19 protein-coding genes are annotated in these 23,717 nt (G+C 62.6%); 12 read left to right on the top strand and 7 right to left on the bottom strand.

Annotation, left to right across the window (positions count from 1 at the left end; genetic code table 11):
- The first annotated feature begins 75 nt into the window (after positions 1 to 75).
- The 8 genes from G3N59_RS12330 to G3N59_RS12295 all read left to right on the top strand — a co-directional run bounded on the left by G3N59_RS12330 (position 76) and on the right by G3N59_RS12295 (position 13,547).
- Positions 76 to 678 (top strand): TetR/AcrR family transcriptional regulator, encoded by a 603-nt coding sequence (locus G3N59_RS12330; RefSeq protein WP_205982886.1) that lies wholly within the window; start codon positions 76 to 78, stop codon positions 676 to 678.
- A 227-nt stretch (positions 679 to 905) separates the two neighbouring features.
- On the top strand, positions 906 to 1,589 hold the full coding sequence (locus tag G3N59_RS12325) for a type 1 glutamine amidotransferase domain-containing protein (RefSeq protein WP_205982885.1): 684 nt from the start codon (positions 906 to 908) through the stop codon (positions 1,587 to 1,589).
- 203 nt (positions 1,590 to 1,792) lie between these two features.
- Positions 1,793 to 2,887, top strand: coding sequence for an NADH:flavin oxidoreductase/NADH oxidase (locus tag G3N59_RS12320; RefSeq protein ID WP_205982884.1), 1,095 nt, complete (start codon positions 1,793 to 1,795; stop codon positions 2,885 to 2,887).
- Positions 2,888 to 2,976: 89 nt separating this feature from the next.
- Positions 2,977 to 3,276 (top strand): putative quinol monooxygenase, encoded by a 300-nt coding sequence (locus G3N59_RS12315; RefSeq protein WP_205982883.1) that lies wholly within the window; start codon positions 2,977 to 2,979, stop codon positions 3,274 to 3,276.
- A gap of 276 nt (positions 3,277 to 3,552) precedes the next feature.
- Positions 3,553 to 5,925, top strand: coding sequence for a tetratricopeptide repeat protein (locus G3N59_RS12310; protein WP_205982882.1), 2,373 nt, complete (start codon positions 3,553 to 3,555; stop codon positions 5,923 to 5,925).
- Between the two features lie 211 nt (positions 5,926 to 6,136).
- Positions 6,137 to 12,088, top strand: a complete 5,952-nt coding sequence (gene uvrA / locus G3N59_RS12305) for an excinuclease ABC subunit UvrA (protein WP_205982881.1) — start codon at positions 6,137 to 6,139, stop codon at positions 12,086 to 12,088.
- Positions 12,089 to 12,407: 319 nt separating this feature from the next.
- Positions 12,408 to 12,638 carry an H-NS histone family protein gene (locus G3N59_RS12300; protein WP_205982880.1) on the top strand — a complete coding sequence of 77 codons (231 nt, stop codon included), beginning with the start codon at positions 12,408 to 12,410 and terminating at the stop codon, positions 12,636 to 12,638.
- A gap of 330 nt (positions 12,639 to 12,968) precedes the next feature.
- Positions 12,969 to 13,547, top strand: coding sequence for an NnrU family protein (locus G3N59_RS12295; RefSeq protein WP_205982879.1), 579 nt, complete (start codon positions 12,969 to 12,971; stop codon positions 13,545 to 13,547).
- Between the two features lie 194 nt (positions 13,548 to 13,741).
- On the opposite strand, the gene pcaG is transcribed toward G3N59_RS12295, so the two are convergent.
- Together pcaG and pcaH are read right to left on the bottom strand one after the other, a co-directional pair.
- Positions 13,742 to 14,332, bottom strand: a complete 591-nt coding sequence (pcaG, locus tag G3N59_RS12290) for a protocatechuate 3,4-dioxygenase subunit alpha (protein ID WP_205982965.1) — start codon at positions 14,330 to 14,332, stop codon at positions 13,742 to 13,744.
- Positions 14,332 to 15,036 (bottom strand): protocatechuate 3,4-dioxygenase subunit beta, encoded by a 705-nt coding sequence (gene pcaH / locus G3N59_RS12285; protein ID WP_205982878.1) that lies wholly within the window; start codon positions 15,034 to 15,036, stop codon positions 14,332 to 14,334. The genes pcaG and pcaH overlap by 1 nt, the downstream gene beginning before the upstream one ends.
- A gap of 143 nt (positions 15,037 to 15,179) precedes the next feature.
- On the opposite strand from pcaH, the gene pcaQ reads away from it, so the two are divergent.
- The gene (gene pcaQ / locus G3N59_RS12280) at positions 15,180 to 16,187 is read left to right on the top strand and encodes a pca operon transcription factor PcaQ (RefSeq protein WP_205982877.1); all 1,008 of its coding nucleotides are present in this window, start codon (positions 15,180 to 15,182) and stop codon (positions 16,185 to 16,187) included.
- 24 nt (positions 16,188 to 16,211) lie between these two features.
- Here the strand turns inward: pcaQ and G3N59_RS12275 are convergent, their stop codons facing one another.
- Positions 16,212 to 16,892, bottom strand: coding sequence for an XRE family transcriptional regulator (locus G3N59_RS12275; protein WP_205982876.1), 681 nt, complete (start codon positions 16,890 to 16,892; stop codon positions 16,212 to 16,214).
- A 351-nt stretch (positions 16,893 to 17,243) separates the two neighbouring features.
- On the opposite strand from G3N59_RS12275, the gene G3N59_RS12270 reads away from it, so the two are divergent.
- The gene (locus G3N59_RS12270; RefSeq protein ID WP_205982875.1) at positions 17,244 to 17,447 is read left to right on the top strand and encodes a hypothetical protein; all 204 of its coding nucleotides are present in this window, start codon (positions 17,244 to 17,246) and stop codon (positions 17,445 to 17,447) included.
- 345 nt (positions 17,448 to 17,792) lie between these two features.
- Positions 17,793 to 19,292 carry an aldehyde dehydrogenase family protein gene (locus G3N59_RS12265; protein ID WP_205982874.1) on the top strand — a complete coding sequence of 500 codons (1,500 nt, stop codon included), beginning with the start codon at positions 17,793 to 17,795 and terminating at the stop codon, positions 19,290 to 19,292.
- Positions 19,293 to 19,385: 93 nt separating this feature from the next.
- Here the strand turns inward: G3N59_RS12265 and G3N59_RS12260 are convergent, their stop codons facing one another.
- The 3 genes from G3N59_RS12260 to G3N59_RS12250 form a co-directional block, all read right to left on the bottom strand.
- A complete protein-coding gene (locus G3N59_RS12260; RefSeq protein ID WP_205982873.1) occupies positions 19,386 to 19,892 on the bottom strand; it encodes a metal-dependent hydrolase in 507 nt (168 codons plus the stop codon).
- A gap of 151 nt (positions 19,893 to 20,043) precedes the next feature.
- Positions 20,044 to 20,397: a sugar ABC transporter ATPase gene (locus G3N59_RS12255; RefSeq protein WP_205982872.1), complete on the bottom strand. Its 354-nt coding sequence runs from the start codon at positions 20,395 to 20,397 to the stop codon at positions 20,044 to 20,046.
- 316 nt (positions 20,398 to 20,713) lie between these two features.
- Positions 20,714 to 21,880 (bottom strand): porin, encoded by a 1,167-nt coding sequence (locus G3N59_RS12250; protein ID WP_205982871.1) that lies wholly within the window; start codon positions 21,878 to 21,880, stop codon positions 20,714 to 20,716.
- A gap of 786 nt (positions 21,881 to 22,666) precedes the next feature.
- Here G3N59_RS12250 and G3N59_RS12245 point away from each other — a divergent pair.
- Positions 22,667 to 23,191, top strand: a complete 525-nt coding sequence (locus G3N59_RS12245) for a hypothetical protein (RefSeq protein ID WP_205982870.1) — start codon at positions 22,667 to 22,669, stop codon at positions 23,189 to 23,191.
- 42 nt (positions 23,192 to 23,233) lie between these two features.
- On the opposite strand, the gene G3N59_RS12240 is transcribed toward G3N59_RS12245, so the two are convergent.
- Positions 23,234 to 23,668 carry a hypothetical protein gene (locus G3N59_RS12240; RefSeq protein ID WP_205982869.1) on the bottom strand — a complete coding sequence of 145 codons (435 nt, stop codon included), beginning with the start codon at positions 23,666 to 23,668 and terminating at the stop codon, positions 23,234 to 23,236.
- Positions 23,669 to 23,717: the final 49 nt, after the last annotated feature.

Below are 23,717 nucleotides of genomic sequence, written 5' to 3'. Positions count from 1 at the left end.
CAGCGCGATAAAGCCACTTTGAGAGTCGGGAGATTGCTAGACGACTGGTCTAATCCGCCTGTAACATGGCAACCCATGAACGCAGCGCCAGCCGTCGAAGTACGGCAACACATCCTCGATACCGCCATGCCCATCATTCTGGGCAAGGGTTTTTCAGCCGTCGGTCTGAACGAGATTCTCGCGACCGCGGGCGTCCCCAAAGGGTCGTTCTATCACTATTTCGGCTCGAAAGAGGCGTTCGGTGAAGCTTTACTGACGTCGTATTTCACGGAGTATGCGGATCGCCTTGAAGAGCAGCTCGTGCAGCGCGGCGGCTCGCCGGTCGAGCGCCTGATGGGGTATTTCGAGGAATGGCGCCTGATGCAGTGCGCGGACGGGCCGGACGGCAAGTGCCTCGCGGTCAAGCTGGGCGCTGAAGTCAGCGATCTATCCGAGCCGATGCGCGCGGTTCTGCGTCGCGGCACGGAAGAGATCGTGCGGCGCATCGGCGTGTGTATCGAGGAAGGCTGCGCAGATGGTTCGCTAAGCGGTATCGGCGATGCGAACTCCACGGCGGCCACGCTCTACGAACTCTGGCTGGGCGCGACGCTGATGGAAAAGATCCGTCGCGATCGGCGTCCGCTCGATGCCGCCATGGTGACCACGCGGCAACTCCTGAATCTGCCGCTGGGCGCGTGATTCAGCCCCGGCCGCAAGCGTAACCCGCACGCCACATCGGCATGACATCATTGTTTGAGCGCCCTTGAGCGGGCGCCTTCGCAAAGCGTCATGTCATACGGAAAGTTTCTAGACGACCGGTCTAATTGATTGCCCGCTGCAGGTAGTGACACGAATCGATATCGCGCGGCTGGACCGGTTTCATTGGACGCGAGAGCGTCCTGATCTCATCGAAAAAAGGAACGTCGATGAACGTACTGATCGTTTTGACTTCGCACGACGAACTCGGCAACACGGGCAAAAAGACGGGTTTCTGGCTCGAGGAATTTGCCGCGCCTTATTACGCGCTGCGTGACGCCGGCGCGCAGATCACGCTGGCTTCGCCCAAGGGCGGCCAGCCGCCGCTCGATCCGAAGAGCAGCGATCCCTCGGCGCAGACCGAGGCCACGCGCCGTTTCGATGCCGACGCCGCCGCGCGCGCAGAACTTTCCAATACGAAACGTCTCGCCGATGTCGACGCGAACGACTACGACGCGGTGTTTTACCCCGGCGGCCACGGCCCGCTCTGGGACCTCGCCGAAGATCCGCTGTCGATCGCGCTGATCGAAAAGACCCTCGCGGCAGGCAAGCCGGTCGCGGCCGTGTGCCACGCGCCTGGCGTGCTGCGTCATGTGAAGGGCGCCGATGGCCGCCCGCTCGTCGCCGGCAAGAAGGTGACGGGCTTCTCGAACAGCGAAGAAGCCGCCGTCGAGCTGACCGATGTGGTGCCGTTCCTCGTCGAAGACATGCTCAAGGCGAATGGCGGCAACTATTCGAAGGCCGCTGATTGGGCCGCGCACGTGGCCACCGATGGCCTGCTGATCACCGGCCAGAATCCCGCATCGTCCGAGCCGGTCGCCGAGGCTTTGCTCGCCCAGTTGCGCGGCAAGTAAGCGAAGTCCGCGCGTCTTATCCCGGTTTCCTTTCGGCAACTCCACGCGCCGCGCGTTACGCGCGGCGTGGCGAGTTTTTGTTGCCTGCTGCAATGAGGCGTGCCGAAAGGAAATCCCGATTTTCCGATCCCAGCGATCGACGTTTTTTCAAGGGCGCAGCCCGTGCCGCCGTGCCGGCTCGCGCCGCTAAAGGAGAGCAGTAGATGTCCGCATTGTTCGAACCGTTCAAGCTCAAAGATGTATCCCTGCGTAATCGCATCGCCGTGCCGCCGATGTGCCAGTACATGGCCGTAGACGGCATGATCAACGACTGGCACCACGTTCACTACGCGCAGATCGCGCGTGGCGGCGCGGGTCTCGTGATCGTCGAGGCGACGGCGGTGTCGCCGGAAGGCCGCATCACGCCGGGCTGCGCGGGTATCTGGAACGACGAGCAGGCCAAGGCCTTCGCGCCGACCGTCGCGGCGATCAAGGCGGCGGGTTCGGTACCCGGCATCCAGATCGCGCACGCCGGCCGCAAGGCGAGCGCGAACCGTCCGTGGGAAGGTGATGACCATATCCCCGAAGGCGATGCACGCGGCTGGCAAACCCTCGCGCCGTCGGCGATCGAGTTCGGCGCGAATCTGCCGAAGGTGCCGCAGGCCATGACGACCGACGATATCGCGCGGGTGCGCGAAGACTTCGTGGCAGCCGCAAAGCGCGCGCTCGACGCCGGCTTCGAATGGCTCGAACTGCACTTCGCGCATGGTTACCTCGCCCAGAGCTTCTTCTCGGAGCACTCGAACCAGCGTACCGACGCCTATGGCGGCAGCCTGGAAAACCGCAGCCGTTTCCTTCTGGAAACGCTCGCTGCCGTGCGCAAGGTCTGGCCGGAACATCTGCCGCTGACCGCGCGTTTTGGCGTGATCGAATACGATGGCCGCGACGAGCAGACGCTCGCCGAATCGATCGAACTCACGAAGAACTTCAAGCGCGAAGGTCTGGACATGCTGAGCGTGAGCGTCGGTTTCTCGACGCCGACCGCGCAGATTCCGTGGGCGCCGGCCTTCCTCGCACCGATCGCACAGAAAGTGCGTCGCGCAGCCGGTCTGCCGGTGTCGTCGGCATGGGGTATCGGCACGCCGGAACTGGCCGAGCGCTCGGTCGCTTCGGAGCAGCTCGATCTGGTGATGGTCGGTCGCGCGCATCTTGCGAATCCGCACTGGCCGTACTTCGCCGCGCAGGAACTGAAGGTGGATCGCGCGGCCTGGACGCTGCCGGCGCCGTACGCGCACTGGCTCGAACGCTACAAGGCCTAAGCGGGTTTTGATCGACGCATAAGCCGTGCAGGATCGGCAATACTCAAATATTGCCGATCGGAAATTTCGTTGCCGATAAGGACATCTCGATGAGCATTTATCTGTTTGCCAGCCTCACGCCGAAAGCCGAACACGTCGCCGACCTCGAAGCGGAACTGCGCCAGATGGTGGCGCAAACGCGCAAGGAGCCGGGCAACCGGCGCTACGACCTGCTGTGCCGCGCAGACGGTTCGCCGGGCTTTCACCTCTACGAAACCTATGTGGATGAAGCCGCGGTGCAGGCGCATCGCGAGAGCGCGCATTACGTGGCGTTCCGCGGCAAGATCGGCGCCTGGCTGGCCGAGCCGGTCGACGTCAAGACCTTGAAGGGCGTGGATATCGCGGCCTGATTTTTTGCTGCGACCGATGCGCAAAAGCGCCGGGGCGATGTCATGCCCCGGCGCTTTTGTTTTGTGCAGACATCAGCGAAGTTCAATTCGCGAAATCGAGCACTCATAGCGCCGCATGGAAAGTCCGAGGTTAATTAATGAATGCAAGTCGAATGATTTTTTAATCGCACTGCGAATCAAAAGTTTGACTTCGGGGAGACGAAAAACACCCCATTCGATGGCCGGCTCATTGCCCCCATTACAATGATTGTTTTGCTCATCGGCTGGCTTATCCGGATGCAGATCGAAGAACTGTTTCAGCAGGCGCACGAACGGCATATTGCCGGCGATTTTGCTTTGGCGCGCGAGGGCTACAGCCGCATTGTCGAACTCGACCCTTTACACGGCGCGGCGCGCTTCCGGCTTGCGGTGATCGATCTTCAGCAAGGCCGCTTTCAGGACGCTATCGAAGGCCTGACGAAAGCGCTGGAGATCGAACCCACCAACCGGCGCTATCGTGAAGCGTTGGGGCAAGCCTATGCCTTCGCGCAGCGTCATGCGGAGGCTGCCGCTGCGTATCGCGGTCTGCTCGAAGAAGACGCAACCGACCCCGATCACTGGTTCGGACTCGCCAGCGCGCTGCAGGCTCAAGGCGCGCTCAGCGATGCGGCGCTCGCATGGGAAGCCGTCACGCAGCGCGACCCGCAACGCGCCGACGCGCTCAATAATCTCGGCAATTGTCGCCGACTGCTCGGTGAAACGTCGCTCGCGCAAGGCGCCTACGAGCGTGCGCTCGCGGCGCAACCGGGCAATGTCGAAGCGCTGGTGAACCTAGGCACGTTGCTGCGCGCTCAGGGTTCGCGTGAGCGCGCACTGACGCTGCTGCGCGAAGCCGTTGCGCTCGCCCCCGATTCGACCGCCGCGCTCGTGAATCTCGGCGCGCTGTTAATGGACGAGGGAAAGCCGCAGGAAGCCGCCGATGTGCTGTCGCGCGCATTGGCGATTGCGCCGGACTTTGCGCATGCCGCCTACAACTACGGTAGCGCTCTTCACGCGCTGGGGCAGCGTCGCGAGGCGCAGGCGCAGTATCGCCATGCTTTGTCGATCGATCCCGCGCACGCCGAAGCGGCCAACAATCTGGGCAACGTGTGCCGCGAGCTGGGCGAACACAAGGCGGCGATGGACGCTTTCGAAACCGCCATTCGCGTGCGGCCCGATTTCGTCGATGCCTGGAATAACGCGGCCAATCTGCAACGAGCGCTCGGCCATCAAGACGAGGCACGCGCGCTGTTGCGCAAGGCGCTTGAACTATCACCGGATCATTCGCCCACGCTCAATAACCTGGGCAATGTCTTGAAGGATTGCGGCGAGCTTGACGAAGGCGTTGCCTGTTTCGAGCGCGCCGTTAAAAGCGATCCAGGCAATCTCACTGCCCATAGCAATCTGCTCTACGCGCTTTCATTTCAGTCGCCCGAACCTGAAGCGATCCTCGCGCAGGCGCGGCGCTGGTCGGCGCAACACGAAATACCGTTGCGCGCGCAGCGTTTTTCGCACGCGCTCAGGAGCGCGCAAGGACGACGTTTGCGAATCGGCTATGTCTCAGCGGATTTTCGTGAGCATTGCCAGGCATTATTCATGATGCCGCTGCTTTCGAATCACGACAAAAGCCGCTTCGAGATTCACGCCTATTCGAGCGTCGTTCGAGCCGACTCGACAACTGCGCGTCTCGCGGCTCACGTGGATGTGTGGCATGACGTGCGCCAGCTCGACGACGCCGCGCTCGCGCAACGGATTCACGCGGACGGCATCGACATTCTTGTCGATCTCACGATGCATATGGCCGATGGCCGCCCCTTGCTGTTCGCGCGCCAGCCCGCGCCCGTGCAGGTTGCGTGGCTCGCGTATCCGGGCACGACCGGTATCGAAGCGATGGGTTACCGGCTGACCGATCCGCATCTCGACCCGCTTTCGTACGAGGCGCACTACAGCGAACGCACGATCCGTCTGCCCGATACGTTCTGGTGCTACGACCCGCTCGCGCACGAACCGGCCGTCAATGCACTGCCTGCTGCCAAGGCGGGACACGTAACGCTCGGCAGTCTCAACAATCCCTGCAAATTGACGGAGCGCACGCTCGAATTGTGGGCGGGCGTGTTCGCGGCGCTGCCCAATGCGCGTCTGATGCTGATGGCCGCGCAAGGCGAAGCGCAGACGCGGCTGGCCGAACGCCTCGCACGTCACGGCATTGCGCCGTCGCGCGTGCGCTTCGTGCCGTTCCAGCCGCGCGATGCGTATCTGCGTACGTATCACGAGATCGACCTCGCCATCGACACGCTGCCGTACAACGGCCACACCACGACGCTCGACGCGCTGTGGATGGGCGTGCCGGTGGTGACGCGCGTCGGCGAAACCTGCGCAGGGCGGGCTGGCTTGTCGCAATTGGCCAATCTGGGGCTGGATGCACTCGCTGCCTTTTCCGACGAGGATTTCGCGCAGACCGTCGTGTCGCTCGCGACCTATCTGCCGCGTCTCGCGTATCTGCGCGCGACCTTGCGTGCCCGGATGGAAGCGTCGCCGCTGATGGACGGAGCGAAATTCGCGCGCGGTATGGAAACTGCGTACGAGGCGATGTGGCGCGAGTGGGCCGGCGCGGACAAAGCTCACCGCTAACCGCGATCTGACGCAACCAGCCGGATGGGGTAGGCCATCCGGCCGACTTGACGGGCTGCTCGACGCCCACGGCATCGATTAAGCACGCGCCCTGCATGCTGTATAAATATACAGTAAAATCTTCACCGTTCGGCCCGCCAACCCGGGCCAAAAGCTGCCGGGCGCCGCCGCCCGGTCCCACGCCTGTGATCCATCCGGAATGCCAGCGCAAGTGAGCGATAACCGATCCATCAGAATCCGCGGTGCCCGTCAGCACAACCTCAAGAACCTCGATCTCGACCTCCACACCGGCGAAATGACGGTGGTGACCGGGCCGTCCGGCTCGGGTAAGTCCAGTCTCGTGTTCGACACCCTTTACGCGGAAGGGCAGCGTCGTTACGTCGAAACCTTCAGTGCCTACGCGCGTCAGTTTCTCGACCGCATGGATCGTCCGCAAGTCGATCGCGTCGACGGCGTGCCGCCGGCCATCGCCATCGACCAGACCAATCCGGTGCGCAGCTCGCGCTCGACCGTCGGCACGATGACGGAGTTGAACGACCATCTGAAGCTGCTGTACGCGCGCGCTGCGAATCTGTTCGATCGCGTCACGGCGCAACCGGTGCGGCACGACACGCCGGAAACGATTTACGCCGAACTGCGCGCGCGCACGGCAGTGGGCGACCCGCGCCTCGTGGTGACGTTCCCGGTCGAACTGCCGGATACGACCACCGAAGAGGAAGTCCAGCAATGGCTGTCCGCGAGCGGCTATACGCGCGTGCAGGCGCAGCGCGAAGTGAAAGCGGCCGACGGCACGCGCAAGGTGCTCGACGTGGTGGCTGACCGTTTCCGCCTGCAGAACGCGGAAAAGAGCCGCGTGGTCGAGGCGATCGAGGCGTCGCTCAAGCGCGGCGGCGGGCGCGTGAACATTTATGTCGTATCGGAAACCGACGCCGCGAGCGACGTTTCCGATACGAAACCCGAACCGCAGATCTGGCGTTTCTCCACCGGCCTGCATTGCCCGGACAGCGATCTGCGCTACGCGGACCCGCAACCGGCGCTGTTCTCCTTCAACTCGGCGTATGGCGCCTGCGAAGTGTGCCGGGGCTTCGGCCGGGTGATCGGCGTGGACTGGGGTCTGGTGATTCCCGATGCGCGCAAGTCGCTGCGCGACGGCGCGATCAAGCCGCTGCAAACGCCCGCGTGGAAGGAGTGTCAGGACGACCTGATGCGTTATGCCGCCAAGGCCGGTGTACCGCGCGATACGGCCTGGGCCGAACTCACGCAGGAACAGCGCGACTGGGTCATCAACGGCGCGCCGGACTGGAAGGGTAGCTGGCAAACGCAGTGGTACGGCGTGAAGCGCTTTTTCCAGTACCTGGAATCGAAGGCGTACAAGATGCACATTCGCGTGCTGCTGTCGAAATATCGCAGCTATACGCCGTGCGAAACCTGCGGCGGCGCGCGTTTGAAGACCGAAGCGCTGCAGTGGCGCCTGGGCACGCAGGAAAACGCGGACGAAGTGCTCGCACCATCGGCGCGCTTTCTGCCGCATGGCGTGGACTGGACGCGTGCGCAACTCGAAGCGCTGCCGGGTCTGACGCTGCACGATGTCATGTTGTTGCCGATCGAGCGTATCCGGCGCTTCTTCGACGATCTCTCGCTATCGTCGGCACTCCTTGACGATGCGCTCAAGCTGCTGCTCGCCGAAGTGCGCACACGGCTCAAATATCTCTGCGATGTGGGCCTGGGCTATCTCACGCTCGACCGCCAGAGCCGCACGCTTTCCGGCGGCGAAGTGCAGCGGATCAACCTGACCACGGCGCTCGGCACCTCGCTGACGAAGACGCTGTTCGTGCTCGACGAGCCGAGTATCGGGCTGCATCCGCGCGACCTGAACCGTATCGTCGAAGCCATGCAGCGCCTGCGCGATGCCGGCAATACGCTGGTGGTCGTCGAGCACGATCCGTCGGTGATGCTGGCCGCCGACCGCCTGATCGACATGGGTCCGGGGCCGGGCGAGCGCGGCGGCACGATCGTCTATGACGGCACGCCCAGGGATATCCGTTCGTCCGGCACGCTGACCGGCGAATATCTGGGCGGTCATCGCGCGGTGGCCGATGCTTCGCACTGGGAGCGCCGGCCCGTCGATGCAAAGACGCCCAGCCTGCTGCTCGAAGGCGCGAGCGAACACAATCTGCGCGACGTGACCGTGCAGTTTCCGTTGCAGCGCCTCGTCTGTGTGACGGGTGTGTCGGGCTCGGGTAAATCGACGCTCGTACAGGACGTGCTGTATCCGGCGCTGGCGCGTCATCTTGGCAAGGCCACGGAATCGCCGGGCGTTTATCGCGCCCTGAGCGGCGCGGAGCAGATCACCGACGCCGTGTTCGTCGATCAATCGCCAATCGGCAAAACGGCGCGCTCGAATCCGGCCAGCTACGTGGGCGCGTTCGATGAAATCCGCAAGCTGTTTGCCAAGGCGCCGCTCGCGAAGCAGCGCGGCTATACGGCGGGGATGTTCAGTTTCAACTCGGGCGAGGGCCGCTGCCCGACCTGTGGCGGTTCGGGTTTCGAGCACATCGAAATGCAGTTCCTGAGCGACGTTTATCTGCGTTGCCCGGATTGCGACGGCAGCCGCTATCGCCCGGAAGTGCTCGAAGTGAAGATCGAGCGTGGCGGCCGTGCGCTCTCCGTGGCGGATGTCCTCGATCTGACGGTCAGCGAAGCCGCGCAGTGCTTCGCTAAGGATGACGAAGTATTGCGCGTGATCCAGCCGATCGTCGATGTCGGCCTCGAATACGTGAAGCTCGGCCAGCCGGTGCCGACGCTTTCGGGCGGCGAAGCGCAGCGCCTGAAACTCGCCGGTTATCTCGCGGAAACGGCGCAGGCGCGCGGCAAGAAAACGTCGGCGGGCGGACGTCTTTTCATGTTCGACGAACCCACCACGGGCCTGCATTTCGACGATATCGCCAAGCTGATGCGCGCGTTCGGCAAGCTGCTGGCGGGCGGCCATTCGCTGCTGGTGATCGAACACAATCTGGATGTGATCCGTGCCGCGGACTGGCTGATCGACCTCGGTCCCGAAGGCGGCGACGCGGGCGGCGAAGTGGTGTGCGTGGGCACGCCGGACGATGTGATCGCGTGCCCGCGTTCGCACACGGGCGCTGCGCTGGAGCGCTACGAAGCGGCGCTCGGCCATGGTGTCGAGCCGGTGCTCGCGGAAGAAGAGGGCGTTGCCTTGCAGACCGCGATGCGCGCCGCGCAGGCGCGCCGCGAGATCCAGGGCGAAGACGTCGTGCGTATCGTGAATGCGCGCGAGCACAATCTCAAGGCGCTCGACGTCGATATTCCGCATGGACGTTTCAACGTCATCACGGGCGTGTCGGGTTCGGGCAAATCCACGCTCGCTTTCGACATTCTGTTTCATGAAGGCCAGCGCCGCTATCTGGAATCGCTGAACGCTTACGCGCGTTCGATCGTGCAGCCTGCGGGCCGCCCGGAAGTGGACGCCGTGTACGGCATTCCGCCCACGGTTGCGATCGAGCAGCGTCTGTCGCGCGGCGGCCGCAAGAGTACGGTGGCGACCACGTCCGAGGTCTGGCACTTCCTGCGTCTGCTGTACGTGAAGCTCGGCATGCAGCATTGCGTTCACGACGGCACGCCGGTGACGTCGCAAAGCAGCGATGCGATCGTCGCGCAATTGTTGCGCGAGCATCGAGGTCAGCACGTTGGTCTGCTCGCGCCGCTCGTGGTGAATCGCAAGGGCGTCTATACGGATCTCGCGAAATGGGCGAAGGCGCGCGGCAATACGCATCTGCGCGTCGATGGCGAATTCGTGCCGGTTGCGCCGTGGCCAAAACTCGACCGTTTCCGCGAACACACCATCGAGTTGCCGGTGGGCGATATCGTGATCGAGCCTGAAAACGAGGCTCAATTGCGCGAAATGCTGGCCACGACGCTCGACGCCGGCAAGGGCGTGGTGCATCTGCTGGCGCCGCTCGACGGTCTGGATAATGCAATCGGCGACGGTAAATCGACCTCGCAGATCGGTGAAATCAAGGTGTTGTCGACGCGGCGCGCCTGCCCGGTTTGCGGTACGAGCTATCCCGAACTTGATCCGCGCATGTTCTCGTACAACAGCAAACACGGCTGGTGTACGACCTGCGTGGGCACGGGCCTCGCGCTCACGCGCGAACAACGCGCGGCCTATGACGATACGGTGATGGCCGCCGACGATCGCGGCCGCGAACAGACGCTGCCTTCGGAAGAGCAGGAGCCGGAAGGCATGGCCGATACGCCGTGCCCGGATTGCCACGGCACGCGTCTGAATCCCGAAGCGCGTGCGGTCACGTTCGACGAACATGCGATTGTCGACGTCGCGCAATGGACCGTTGGCGAAACGCGCCGCTGGATCGAATCGCTCGAACTCAATGGCCGCGATGCGCAGATTGCGCGTGACGTCATCAGCGAAATTCGCAGCCGTCTGCAATTCCTCGAAGAAGTCGGTCTGGGTTATCTGAGCCTCGATCGCGCTGCGCCGAGTCTTTCGGGCGGCGAGGCGCAGCGTATTCGACTGGCCGCGCAACTGGGCAGCAATCTGCAGGGCGTCTGCTACGTGCTCGACGAACCGACGATCGGTCTGCATCCGCGCGACAACCAGATTCTGCTCAACGCGCTGCGCAATCTCGGCGATAAAGGCAACACGCTGGTCGTGGTCGAGCATGATGAAGATACGATTCGGCGTGCTGATCACATCATCGATATCGGGCCGAGCGCGGGCAAACGCGGTGGTCGCGTGGTCGCGCAAGGCACGGTCGCCGATCTCGCGGCGCAGCCCGATTCGCTCACAGGCCGCTATCTCGCGCAGCCGATCGTGCATCCGCTGCAGCCGCGCCGCGAAGTGAAGCCCGCGCGTGCGGGCCACGAAGCGGTGCCGGCGCAATGGCTCACGGTGCATGGCGGCAAGCTGCACAATCTGCGCGACGTCACGGCTCAGATTCCGCTTGGCCGTCTCGTGGCGATTACGGGCGTGAGCGGGTCGGGCAAGTCCACGCTCGCGCGCGATGTGCTGCTTTCCAATCTGCTCGATGCGGTGGGCCGATCGGTGCTGTCGTCGCCGGCCGTGCGCCGTGCGCGCAAGAACGCGAAAGAGACTGCGCCGAGCGCTGCGGAGCGCCGCTCCAGCGTGATCGCCCGCACCGCGGCGAAGCCGAAACTTGAGGTTTCGCACGTATGGCAAGGCTGCGATTCGATCAGCGGATGGGAGACCATCGACCGCGTGCTCGAAGTCGATCAGACGCCGATCGGCAAGACGCCGCGTTCGTGTCCGGCCACGTATATCGGCGTGTGGGATGCGATTCGCCGTCTGTTTGCCGATACGCTCGAAGCGCGCGCGCGCGGCTATAGCGCATCGCGTTTCTCGTTCAATACCGGTGACGGCCGTTGCCCGGCATGCGAAGGCCAGGGCGTGCGCACCATCGGCATGAGTTTCCTGCCCGATGTGAAAGTGCCGTGCGATGTCTGTCACGGTCAGCGCTTCAACCCGGAAACGCTGGCGGTGACGTGGCGCGGCCGCAATATCGGCGAAGTGCTGACGATGGAGATTGACGAGGCGGTGGAATTCTTCGCTTCGATTACGAGTATTTCGCATCCGCTGCAGTTGATGAAGGATGTGGGGCTGGGCTATCTCACGCTCGGCCAGCCGTCGCCGACGCTGTCGGGCGGCGAGGCGCAGCGCATCAAGCTCGTGACCGAGCTTTCCAAGGTACGCGACGACATCACGCGGCGCGGGCAGAAAGCGCCGCACACGCTTTACGTGCTCGACGAGCCCACGGTCGGGCTGCACATGGCGGACGTCGCGCGTCTGATTCGTGTGCTGCACCGTCTCGCCGATGCGGGTCATAGCGTGGTGGTGATCGAGCACGATCTCGACGTGATCGCCGAAGCCGACTGGATCATCGATCTCGGACCGGAAGGCGGTGTGGGCGGCGGCACGATCGTCGGCGCGGCGGAACCGGAAGGACTCGTGAAAATCGCCGCGAGCCACACGGGCGTCGCGCTCAAACCGGTGCTCGCGCGCACGGCATCCGGCGAGGCGCAAAGCGAACCGGTGCAGACGCAAGCCGCGGACGTCGTCGCGGCCGCGCCAGGCGCCCGCAGAAGGCGCGCGGCGGCGTCCCAGGGGTAACCCGCCAGAAGGTCGGCGAAAGACGCCTGCAATGGCTTTAGGTGGCTTGCGCAGGCGTCAAATCGCTTGATCTGGGCGGCGGCGGCAAGGTATGATGGGTTCCGCTTGCAGCAAGCAGCCGCGCACCTTTGCGGCACATTCTGGCGAGCGGAGCAGCGGACTCAGATCCCCTCCGGACCGGCCACGGATTCCACCTCCTGGTCACCTCATCAGTGCAGCAAGGCTTCGCGCTAAATGGCGAAGCCTTTGTCTTTTCAGGCCAGACGATTCGATATCGATCGGCGCCTGGTCCCCTTGGCGATGCTAGAGGAATTAACCGATGTTCGACCTCGACGGTGAGGCGCGCGAACGGCTCATCCTGTGGATTCAACACCGCATGGAAGAGTACGGCATTACGCTCGAAGAACTTGAATCATCCATTGCAGAAAGCGCACGGCTACCCAAGTATCGCGACGCATATGGCAACTCCTGGAATGGAGAAGGCGATATGCCGAGCTGGCTGCTGCGTTATAAGCATGCGGGTCAGGATATCGAGCATTTCCGCTGCTAGCGGAATGACTGCCGCATAGCGCACGGCAGCCCCAGAAAACAGTCCGATTCCGCCAGAATTCCGCCAGGCATTCGTTTGGCTATCTCTGCTTTTTTTTCGAATATTTTTTCAGTGGCGTTTTAAAAATGCCTTTCCACGAATATTGAGTATTAAATAGAAAGCGTCCTGATTCTGCGGAGTCTGCGCTTTGCGTTCGCACGCGCATAGTGCTCGTAGCATTGCTATTGCGCCGATGCCGATGCCAATGCCGATTAACCAGGCTCAAGCCTGCGTCAGGCGATCCGCGCGATAATCGCGCTCATTGCGGCCCGACTGCCGCGAGGGGGCGATATGGCGTTGCTGGTTCTAGGTCTCGTGCTCTTTATCGGCGTGCATTCGATTCGTGTTGTGGCGGCGCCCTGGCGCGCGGCGCAGATCGAGCGTTTCGGCCTCAAGGCATGGCGTGGCATGTTCGCGCTGTTCTCGATTCTCGGCATCGTCTTTACGGTGCGAGGCTATGCGCTTGCGCGGCGCTATCCGGTGCCGGTCTGGTTGCCGTCTCATGGGATGGCGCACGTTACCGCGCTGTTGACGGCGATCGCCTTCATCATGCTGACAGCGGCCTATGTGCCGGGCAATCACATCAAACGCGCACTCGGCCAGCCCTTCGTGAGCGGCGTCGCGCTCTGGGCATTTGCGCATCTGCTCGCCAACGGCACGCTGCACGCGATGCTGCTTTTCCTGGTGTTTCTCGTCTGGGCGCTGATTGAAATTCGCACGGGCCGCAGGCGCGATCGCGAGGCCGGCGTCGTCTATGCACAAGGCGCGGTTTCACGCGACGCGATGGTGGTCCTTATCGGCCTCGTGGCGTGGGCCGTATTCGCGTTCTGGCTGCATGGTCTGCTGATCGGCGTGCGGCCGCTCGGCTGATTTTTCTGCTTTTTGCAAACGCATTCGCCTAAAGCCATCGCGCAAAAAAAGAAGCCTGCTTATGGCAGGCTTCATCAAGGTACTGCTCGGAGTTCCGCGATCAGATCGCAGTGATAGCGATCTTAGGGCCGGTTCATGAAAGGCGCGTGAAAGTACACGCAATAGTCATGTTGGAGCCCGCGCGGCGCACTGCATCAGAGGTCGAAGAACACGGTTTCGCCTTCGCCCTGCATGCGGATATCGAAGTGATAAACGATATTGCCGGCCTGTTCGCTACGGCGTGCGATCAGCGTATTGCGGCGTGCTTCGGGAACCGAAGCGAGCACCGGGTCGGCTGCATTCGCAGCGGTTTCGTCGTCGAAATAAATACGCGTGAAGGTATGCGTGAGCATGCCGCGCATCATGACGATCACATTCACGTGCGGCGCTTCACCGGCGTTTTCGGCGGCCGGCTTGACCGTGCGCACGACAAAGCGCTGCTCCGGGTCCGTGCCGGTGCCCACACGCGCGAAACCGCGGAAGCCCGTTTCGGCCACTTGAGCACGCGAGTCGGGATAGCGGCCTTGCGCATCGACCTGCGAGAACTCGAGCATCGCGTCGAACACGGGCTTGCCGTCGCCGTCGATCACGTGACCCATCAGCGTGATGTGCTCGCCGGGCGTTTTCGAACTGGCCAGTTCGGGCGTGAACAGGCTCTTGAAATCGAAGTTGTATTGCTGCGGGCAGAGGCCGTAGGCGAAATACGGGCCGACGGTTTGCGAGGGCGTTTCCTTGAGTGCCATGATCAACGCTCCGTGGGGGTCTGGTTCGGGCCGCGCAGCACGATGTCGAATTCGTAGCCGAGTGCGTAGCTGTCTTCGGTGGTGTCGAGCGAGAAGCGCGAAATCATGCGCTCGCGTGCCTGCTCCGGCGTGCCTTGATAAATCGGGTCGAACGCGAGGAGCGGATCGCCGGGGAAATACATCTGCGTCACGAGGCGCGAGCCGAAGTAATCGCCGAACAGCGAGAAGTGAATATGCTGCGGACGCCATGCGTTGGGGTGATTGCCCCAGGGATACGCGCCCGGCTTGATCGTCAGGAAACGATAGCGGCCTTCGTTATCCGTCACGCAGCGGCCTGCGCCGAGGAAGTTCGGATCGAGTGGTGCGTCGTGCTGATCCTGCTTGTGGACATAACGTCCCGCTGCATTGGCCTGCCAGATTTCCACGAGCGTGTTGCGCACCGGCTTGCCGCCGTCGTCGAGCACGCGACCCGTCACGATGATGCGCTCGCCCAGCGGTTCGCCGTTGCGTGCCGCATTACGCGTGAGGTCGTGGTCGAGTGCGCCGAGATCTTCCGCGCCATAAACGGGCGCGTGCAGATTCTTCAGCTTTTCCTTCAGCGGAATCATCGGCAGCGTCGGGCCGCGTTTGGTGGAGGAGCGATACGGAGGATAGACAAACGCCGGATGCGAATCGAAGTCGCGCGGCGACAGGATGGACTCGTCCATGGTGGGGTGTCTCCTGGCAGGATTTGTGGGAAGAAGTTTATTGCAGCGTGGCCAACGGTCGCGGCCCGTGCATGACGCCACTTTATCCAATGCGAAAAGTTATGCAAAATGACGTTTTATCGCGTCTCGTATAACCAATCGTTATGCAAAATCGCCTCGCCGATTCCCGTGTCAAATTTCGCCATCTCCAATGCTTTCTAGCGGTTGCGCAGTTCGGCAGCGTGCAGCAGGCGGCGGAGAGTCTGTCGATCACGCAGCCCGCTGTTTCCAAGACGATTGCCGAGCTCGAGGCGGCGCTCGGCGTGAAGCTGTTCGAGCGCGGACGGCATGGCGCGGTGCCCACGCGCGAAGGGCAGCTTTTCATGCCGCACGCGAGCGCGTGCGTGAGCGCGTTGCGTCAGGGCGTCGCGCTGCTGGCGCGCGAGGAAGGGGCCGTGGCCGCGACGCTCGATATCGGCGTGCTGCCGACCGTGGCGACCGCGATGTTGCCGGCCGCGATGCGGCGCTTCACGGTCGAGTGGCCGCGCGTCAGCGTGCGGCTGCTGACGGCCGCGAATGCGGAATTGCTGGAGCGGCTGAAGGCGGGCGCGATCAGCTTTGCGGTTGGGCGGCTTGCCGATCCCGAGCGGATGGTCGGCCTGAGCTTCGAGCAGCTTTATAACGAACCGCTTGCCGTGGTGGTGCGCAAGGGCCATCCGCTCGTCGCGGACGCGGATGCAGGCACGGGCGCAGTCAGGCCGCTCGCACAATTCCCGACGCAATTTCCGCTGGTGCTGCCGCCGTTCGGCACCTTGATCCGCCAGGCCGCGGACAGTCTGCTGGCGGCCTGGGGCGCGCCGCCGCTGACCTCGTTTGTCGAGTTGCTGTCGGTGTCGGTGGGGCGTGCGCTCGCGCTGGAAAACGACGCGGTCTGGTTCGTACCTTCGGGCGCGGTCGAATACGATCTGCGCGAGGGCACGCTGGTGCGCTTGCCGTTGCCGAGTGCCGGCGGCGAAGAACCGGTCGGCCTGATTCAGCGCACCGATACGCAGCCGAGCGCGGCTGGGCGCGCATTGATGGAGGCGGTGCGGCAGGCGACGCGCGAACGATCGGGCACGCAGACGCCGGTTGCGGCAAAGAAGGCGCGCTCGCGCGCTAAAAACAAGGCGTGATGCGCTGAACGTTGCGCTGTGCCGTCACGTTGCCGAAAGTTTCCTTTTGGAACGCGCCGGCTTTGCGGCAGGCGCGGCCTGCAATGCCTGGGCCGCTTCGAGCGCGCCCGGAATCGACTCGCCGGTGGACATCCATAGCACCACGGCGTCTTCCTTGCTGGTGGAAACGGCGTAATGACCGGTGCGGCTGTCGAAATACAAACTGTCGCCGGGTTCGAGGTCAGTGGGCGTGTAAAGCTCGGTGTGCAGGCAGACGCTGCCGCTGATCACGTAGATAAATTCCTCGCCTTCATGGCGCCCCCAGTCGTCGAACGCATCCACCGAGTGTGCCGTGATGCGCACGAGAAACGGCAGCATGGCCTTGTGCGCGAGTTCCGTGGCCAGCAATTCCATCGAATAGCCGCGATACGCGTGCGTTTTGCCTGCGCCACGCCGCGTGAGCGCGCGACGGCCGCCGGCGTCGAGCTTTGGCGTGGAGCCGAACAGTTCGCCTAGATCGATCTTCAGACCCGCGACGATTTTTTGCAGCACGTCGAAAGTTGGCGACATCAGCCCGTTTTCGATCTTCGACAGCGTCGAGCGCGAGACGCCGCACACGCGGCTGGCGTGTTCGATGGTCAGGTCCTGAGCGAGGCGCGCGGCGCGGACGCGATGTCCGAGTTCCGCGGTCGACGAGGCGGCCGATTGCGTGAGCGTGGTGTCCATGATCGGTAAAAGGGAGGCGGGTGTTCTGGCACGTTTCCGATCATAGCAAAGCGCTGCTTTTCGGAAACCTCGGCCAAACGGCTAAGCGGATGGCCAATGTTTGCTATCGCTTTGCAGCCGAACGGGCGAGCTGGCAGCGGCGAATAAGGATGTTTTGTCGCACCTGCGCCATTTATCGCCCTGAATTAACAATGCTTAAAGATTGCCGCGGATCTTGTCCTTGTCAGACTTGTCTTTCAATACAGTAAGGATTTGAGTAGAGCCTCGATATGCGTCGAGGGGTCACGTGACGAACGGTAGGGTGGTCCTTACTATTGATTTAGATGATGAAGGTCAAGTCTGGAGAAGAAAATGCGCGACGAACGTCTTGAATTACTGTTAGCCATCTCGCGGAGAACGCTCGGAGTCGAGCGCTTCGAGTTGACGGGCAAGCAAACGGCCGACTACCACGTGGTCAGTTCGGATGACGTTGGCCGCGCGCTCGAATCCGCCTACGACGCAGGTCTGATAATCGGGCACCGCATGGGCCGCGCCGAGTGCGTGCAGGAGTCATGAGCGGCTTCATGAACGGCGGATTGCCAGCGCAAGGCCGTAGCGCGCTGGCCGGTGTTTCCCGGTCGATAAGGGCTATCCGATGTATTGGATGGCCCTTTTGCATTCAGTGTGCGGTGTCGAGCGACATTTTTTTCCTATCGGAAACTCGCTCGGCTGAGCGATGTTTCTCAAAGGAAACTTCTGCGTGGAGACGGGCTTTCCTGAAAAAATGGCGCCATCAAGCCGTGAAACGCCCGTCCGGCAGGCTTTGTTGCGTTCGGCTTTCTCCGTCTTGCTGCACCATCTCGCCCCGTGTATAGTCGGCTGCATCACGTTTGTTTCTTATCGGAAATAAAAGGATCGGTCATGGACGCAACACGCATTCTTGCCGACCTCGGCATTTCAGAAGCAGCCAGGTCGGGTGACATCGAAGTGAGATCGCCGGTATCCGGCGAGTTGATCGGGCGGGTGGCCAGCCAGTCGGCGGCGGACGTCGACGCGGCGCTGACGCGCGCGCAGGAAGCCTTTCTCCAGTGGCGCAACGTACCCGCGCCGCGTCGCGGTGAACTGGTGCGGCTGCTGGGCGAGCGCCTGCGCGAACGCAAGGAAGCGCTCGGCAGCCTGGTCTCGCTGGAGGCGGGCAAGATCCTGCAGGAAGGGCTGGGCGAAGTGCAGGAAATGATCGACATCTGCGATTTCGCGGTTGGTCTTTCGCGGCAACTTTACGGCCTGACGATCGCATCCGAACGCCCCGGCCATCGCATGGCCGAAAGCTGGCATCCGATGGGCGTGTGCGCCGTGATCTCGGCGTTCAATTTCCCGGTCGCCGTGTGGTCCTGGAACGCGGCGCTTGCGCTGGTTTGCGGCAATCCCGTGATCTGGAAGCCGTCGGAGAAAACGCCACTGACTGCGCTGGCCGTGCAGAGGCTCATGAGCGAAGCGCTGAATGCGTTTGGCGACGCGCCCGATGGCCTGGTTTCGCTGGTGGTGGGCGGCCGCGACGTCGGCGCGAAACTCGTGGCCGATCCGCGCGCCGCGATCGTGAGCGCGACGGGCAGCACCGAGATGGGCCGCGCGGTCGGCGTGACCGTGGCACAGCGCTTTGGCCGCTCGATTCTCGAACTCGGCGGCAATAACGCGGGCATCGTGACGCCCAGCGCCGACCGCGAACTCGCCTTGCGCGCGATTCTCTTTTCGGCGGTTGGCACGGCCGGGCAGCGCTGTACTTCGCTGCGCCGCCTGTTCGTGCACGAGAGCGTCTACGAGGCGACCGTCGAGCGATTGAAGCAGCTTTACGCCAAGGTTCCGATCGGAAACCCGCTGGTAACCGGCACCTTGATGGGGCCGCTGATCGATTCGCACGCGTTCGAGCGCATGCAATCGGCACTGCAGCAGGCGCGTACCGAAGGCGGTACGGTCACGGGCGGCGAGCGGGTTCAGGTCGAGGGACTGGCCAACGGCTATTACGTGCGCCCCGCGCTGGTGGAAATGCCGGCACAGAGCGCCATCGTCCTCAAGGAAACCTTCGCGCCGATTCTCTACGTCATGAAGTATCGCGACTTCAATGATGCCGTTGCCGCGAATAACGCTGCCGCGCACGGTTTGTCGTCTTGCGTGTTCACGACGGACTTGCGCGAGGCCGAGCGTTTCCTTTCGGCATCGGGCAGCGATTGCGGGATCGCCAACGTGAATATCGGGCCGAGCGGCGCGGAAATTGGCGGCGCGTTCGGCGGCGAGAAGGAAACCGGCGGCGGCCGCGAATCGGGCTCGGATGCGTGGAAGGGCTATATGCGGCGCGCGACTAACACGGTGAACTATTCGTCGGCGCTGCCGCTGGCGCAAGGCATCGACTTCTCGATCGACTGATCGACTGATTGGTGGAATGGAAGGTTCGGGCAGGCGGCGCAAGCAGGCGCCGTCTGCCCGAAAGCTCAGTCAATTATTTCGGATTGCAGATCGTCAGGCCAGCCGCCGGAGCGTCTCGAACGACCAGCTATGCGGCACGCCATGCACGGCGAAGAACCACGCGGCAACCCATGAAGCGCCGATCACGATGAGATCGCATCGTCCGCTGCGCCAGAGGTTCAGTGAATGACGGCGCGCGATCCAGGGCACGCCCAGCGGGTTCGGCCAGTCCGCGAACAGATGGATCAAGCCGCCGCAGGCGAAGCCGAATGCGGGCGCGGCGATCAACCAATGCCCGAGCTCACGGTACGAGCACAGCAGCAAGGCCACCCAGCCCACACCCCAATGCGTGATGGTGCGATGCGTGACCCAGAGCTTGCGCTTTTTTCTCCACCACGCGACTTCCAGCCAGTCGGGCGCCGTGCCGCCTGCCACGCCGGCAACAAAAGCCAATGCGGCAGCGAGATGCCAGGGCGTATCCGCTCCCGCGTGCGTGATGATTGCAGCGGCGATGACACCGGCGGCCCAGCCGGTGGCGTGATGTGCGGACCCAGATGCCATGAAGCGTTGTCTTGCGAATTTCAAAGAGGGCGCAATCTTCGCAGATGTGACGGCATCATGACAGGGGCAAGACGCGAGAATTCATTTTGTCCGCTAAATAAAGGGCTTTTAGCGTTTTGGTTAGTTGCAACAGTTCTCGCGCGCGTTCACATCAGGTCGTGCAGCGCGCCACGTCGAAGCGCAATTCGGGTTCGGGCGGATCGTCCGATGTCGACGCGCCATGGGTCACACGAATCACCGATCCACTGCCGCTCGGGATGAGCGTGACCAGGTACGAGGCGTCCGAGCGCGAGCCCACGACGAGTTCCATGCTGTTGCCGTTACGCGATTCATGCACGCTGGACAGTCGATCTTCGAGGCAGTTCGCGATCGACGAAGGCGAGCGCGCCGACGACGCGTAAATCATGGTTTCGCCATTCGAGGCAGTGCTGGATGGCGACGATCCGCAAGCGGCAACGAGTGCGAGCGGGACGATGGCGATGAGGCGTTCCGAGAAGGTATTCATGAGCGGCGTGACGGGTGCGGGACAGGAGGCAACGCAGGCTGCGTTGCAGGACACGTGTGTTTATGAGTATACGCACGCGTTCATCGAAGCACGCTCATAGAGACGTAAAAAGATGCAACTGCGCGAGCGCTAGCGCGCATTCGATCGCGTGCCTGCGCGAACGTCAAAAGTTGCCGATACGAAACTGAAAGCACGGCGCGAAAGCACATCGAAAAAAACGCCCGGCTGCTTGTGGCAACCGGGCGTCTTGCTGAAGGCTGACAAGCGCGGATCGCGCGCTTGTGCGATGACGCTTGTGCGATGACTTCGGGGCGCTTTAGAAGCGGTGACGCAGACCGACGGTCGCGGCGATCTGGTTGTTGGTCGTCGACGGCGAGAGCGTGTTGATCGCAGCGACGTTGGCGACGGCCTGGCCCGAACCGTTCACGCCCATCGAACCCGAAGCGTGCTGATACACGCCAGCGAGGTAGACGTCGGTGCGCTTGCTGAGCGAGTAGTCGGTGCCGACCATGACGGTGTGCCACTTCGGGCTCTGGTCGCCGCTGCCCGTGCCGGTCACGGTGCCGTCGGTGAACGTGTACGAACCGACGAGGGCGAGCGCTGGCGTCAGGTGGTACGCGCCGTTGAGTTCGAAGTTGTCCATATGGAGATTCAGGCCGCTCACGCCAGCGAGCGTCGCGCCGCCGCTAGAGAGGCTTTGCAGACCGTCGATCTGCGAATGCGACCACACGAAGCCGACTTGCGCCGGGCCGTAGGTGTAGTTCGCGCCGGCGCCGAAGGTGCGTTGCTGACGTGCCGAGATATTCTGGTCAGCCGAAGCCGCGCCGCTCGTGTTGCCGCCCACGGTGCCCGAGTTGTTCAATTGCAGGTAGCCGGCCGCGACATTCAGCGGGCCGTTGCTGTACGACGCGCCCGCGCTCCAGGCGCGGCTGTTCGCGAAGCCGTCAGCCTGGTTCGAGAAGCCATACAGGCCGCCGAACTGCAGACCCGAGTAGTTCGCGCTCGAATACTTGACCGCGTTCTTGATCGAGAACGACTGGGCGAAGTTGTCGTTGTCGAACGGGTGACCGGCAAGGTTGTTGCCGAAGCCCGCGCCTGCTTCCGAGAGCGGCGCGAGGTACTGGTTCATCGAGTCGTACTGGCGGCCGAGCGTGAGCGTGCCGTACTTGTCGCTTTGCAGACCGACATAGGCCTGGCGGTTGAAGCCGCTGTCGCCGTTCTTGTAGCCGCCGTTATTGAGATTGAAGCCGCTCTCCAACGTGAAGATGGCCTTCAGGCCGCCGCCGAGGTCTTCAGCGCCTTTCAGGCCGAAGTAGTTGTTCGACATTGCGCCGCTGCCTTGCGCCCACAGACTGTGGCCGCCCGCATTGTTGGCGTAGACGATACCGGCGTCGAGCGAGCCATACAGGGTCACGCTGCTTTGCGCATGAGCGCTCATTGCAAATGCACCGAGAACACCAGCGAGGATAAGGGTTTTTTTCATGCTTTTAACTCCGGACAGTACTTGGGAATCTCACGAAAGCCGATTGTCTGGCAATGAATTTCGTGGTCTGACGATTCGAGGGAAAGTGTATTCCGGCAATCGTCGTGATTCGTTTTGTCCGGCACAACAATTCTTTCTGGAAATTGTAATAACCAGATTAATGCCTCTAAGTATTTGTCGATAAAGGTATTTTTCTTAATCGTGAGATATGCGACAAAATGTGACAAGGCCGATTTTGTTGCGCATGTGCGACGTACCCGGGAGGCTTGAGCCACGGTGCATTGCGGTGATTGCACGATTTTCGTGCGATATTTACGTCGAAATCTGAAAGGTACTGTTCCAGATTATGCGATCTAAAGGTAGGGTGCGCGGCGGTACAATTCGTTTGCCCCTTTGACCAAGGGTGGTCTTTTTTCATCTGTTTTTCGCGGCCCTCGGGCCGCGTTTTTTTTGCCTGTCGCTTAAAATCATTATTAGTTCAATGCGCGGAGTGAAAGACAGTGTTGCCAAAAACGAAATGAGTCATATTGACGCGTGAACGGCCGCGTCGGCGATTACGGTTGAGAAATTGAAAGCATTTTGATTGGCAAGTGAATGGCACGCATTATCGGCGTATCGGCTTATGTATTTTGCCGATTATTACGCGGCAGCCGATTGCGGCCCGGCTGACACCGGCGCCTATCGTCGCGAGCGGACGGTCTGACCGCCGCCCTGGCGCTTGCGGGTAAAATCCTGCCCCTGTCCGCAAAAAAGCGGGCAGATCCGCAGAACCCGATGGAACCCGCCATGACCGATGCTTCTCCCGCCGACTTCCCCGATGACGCCCACGATCCGACCGCCGAAGGGGAGGCCGAAGTGATTCAGGACCCGCGCCTGTGGCACAAGGACGGCTGGATGGCGCGCGTGATCAAGAACGAAGACGACGACGGCTGGGCGGTCCAGATGATCAAGGACGGCGAGCCCGAGCCCGCGCTGGTCGGACCCTGGACGATGGGCCGCGACAAGAAGAATCCGAAGCCGCTCGATACGTCGGCGTTCAACACGCTGGTGAAGACCGCTTCGGAAGTGCTGCGCCGTCACGAACAGCAGTTGCATGCGCTGCTGCACAAGCGCATCGGCCTGCGTACCGACGATGGCGATATCGACGTCACGCTCGATATCGTGCCCGACGAATACGAGCCCTACGCCATGCTCACGGCACTCGACGCTTACGGCGAACAGATCGCGCAGGTGCGCGTCGCGCCCAACTTCAAGCTGACCAAGGCGCGCGCGCAATCGTGGGCCGAAGGCGGTTTCGGCCGTATCGAATAACGGTTCTGCGACGTTTCCTGCAAAGGCTCTGAAGCCGCCGCGTTATTCCTGCTTGCAGAAAATGGCCGTCAGCAGCGGCCCGGCGTGATGGACGATGGCGGTATTGCCGGCGGCGTCGAGCGCTGCCTGCACCCTGGCCTGCGTCGCGACCACCACCGCGCCATAGGCCGAACGGCCGATGGGCTTGCCGTCGCCGGTCTTGAAAAGCGGATCGTCCTGCTGGAAGCCCACGATCGCGAACACGCTGAAGCCGTAAGCGGTCAGATGCTGGCCGTGCGCGGGCCAGAAAGCGTTGATCGAATTGCTCTCGACGCGCATGGGCTTTTCGTCGATCAGCTTCTGGTCGATCAGTCCCGAAATGAAATCGTGCGCCGACTCCTTGCAGGTCAGCGATTCGTCGAGGGCGGCCGCGTGGCCGGTCATCGGCACGAAAGGCAGCGCCGCAAGCAGCAGGGCAGCGAGGGAAAAGCGTTTCATCGAATGTCTGGCGATTGGGCCAAATTGGAGCCACGCCGGTGCGGCTTTG

It is taken from the genome of Paraburkholderia sp. Ac-20340, from assembly GCF_017104965.1.
Taxonomy (GTDB): Bacteria; Pseudomonadota; Gammaproteobacteria; order Burkholderiales; family Burkholderiaceae; genus Paraburkholderia.
The sequence above is the reverse complement of the archived record's forward strand: the minus strand, read 5'-3'. Positions and strand labels throughout refer to the sequence as shown.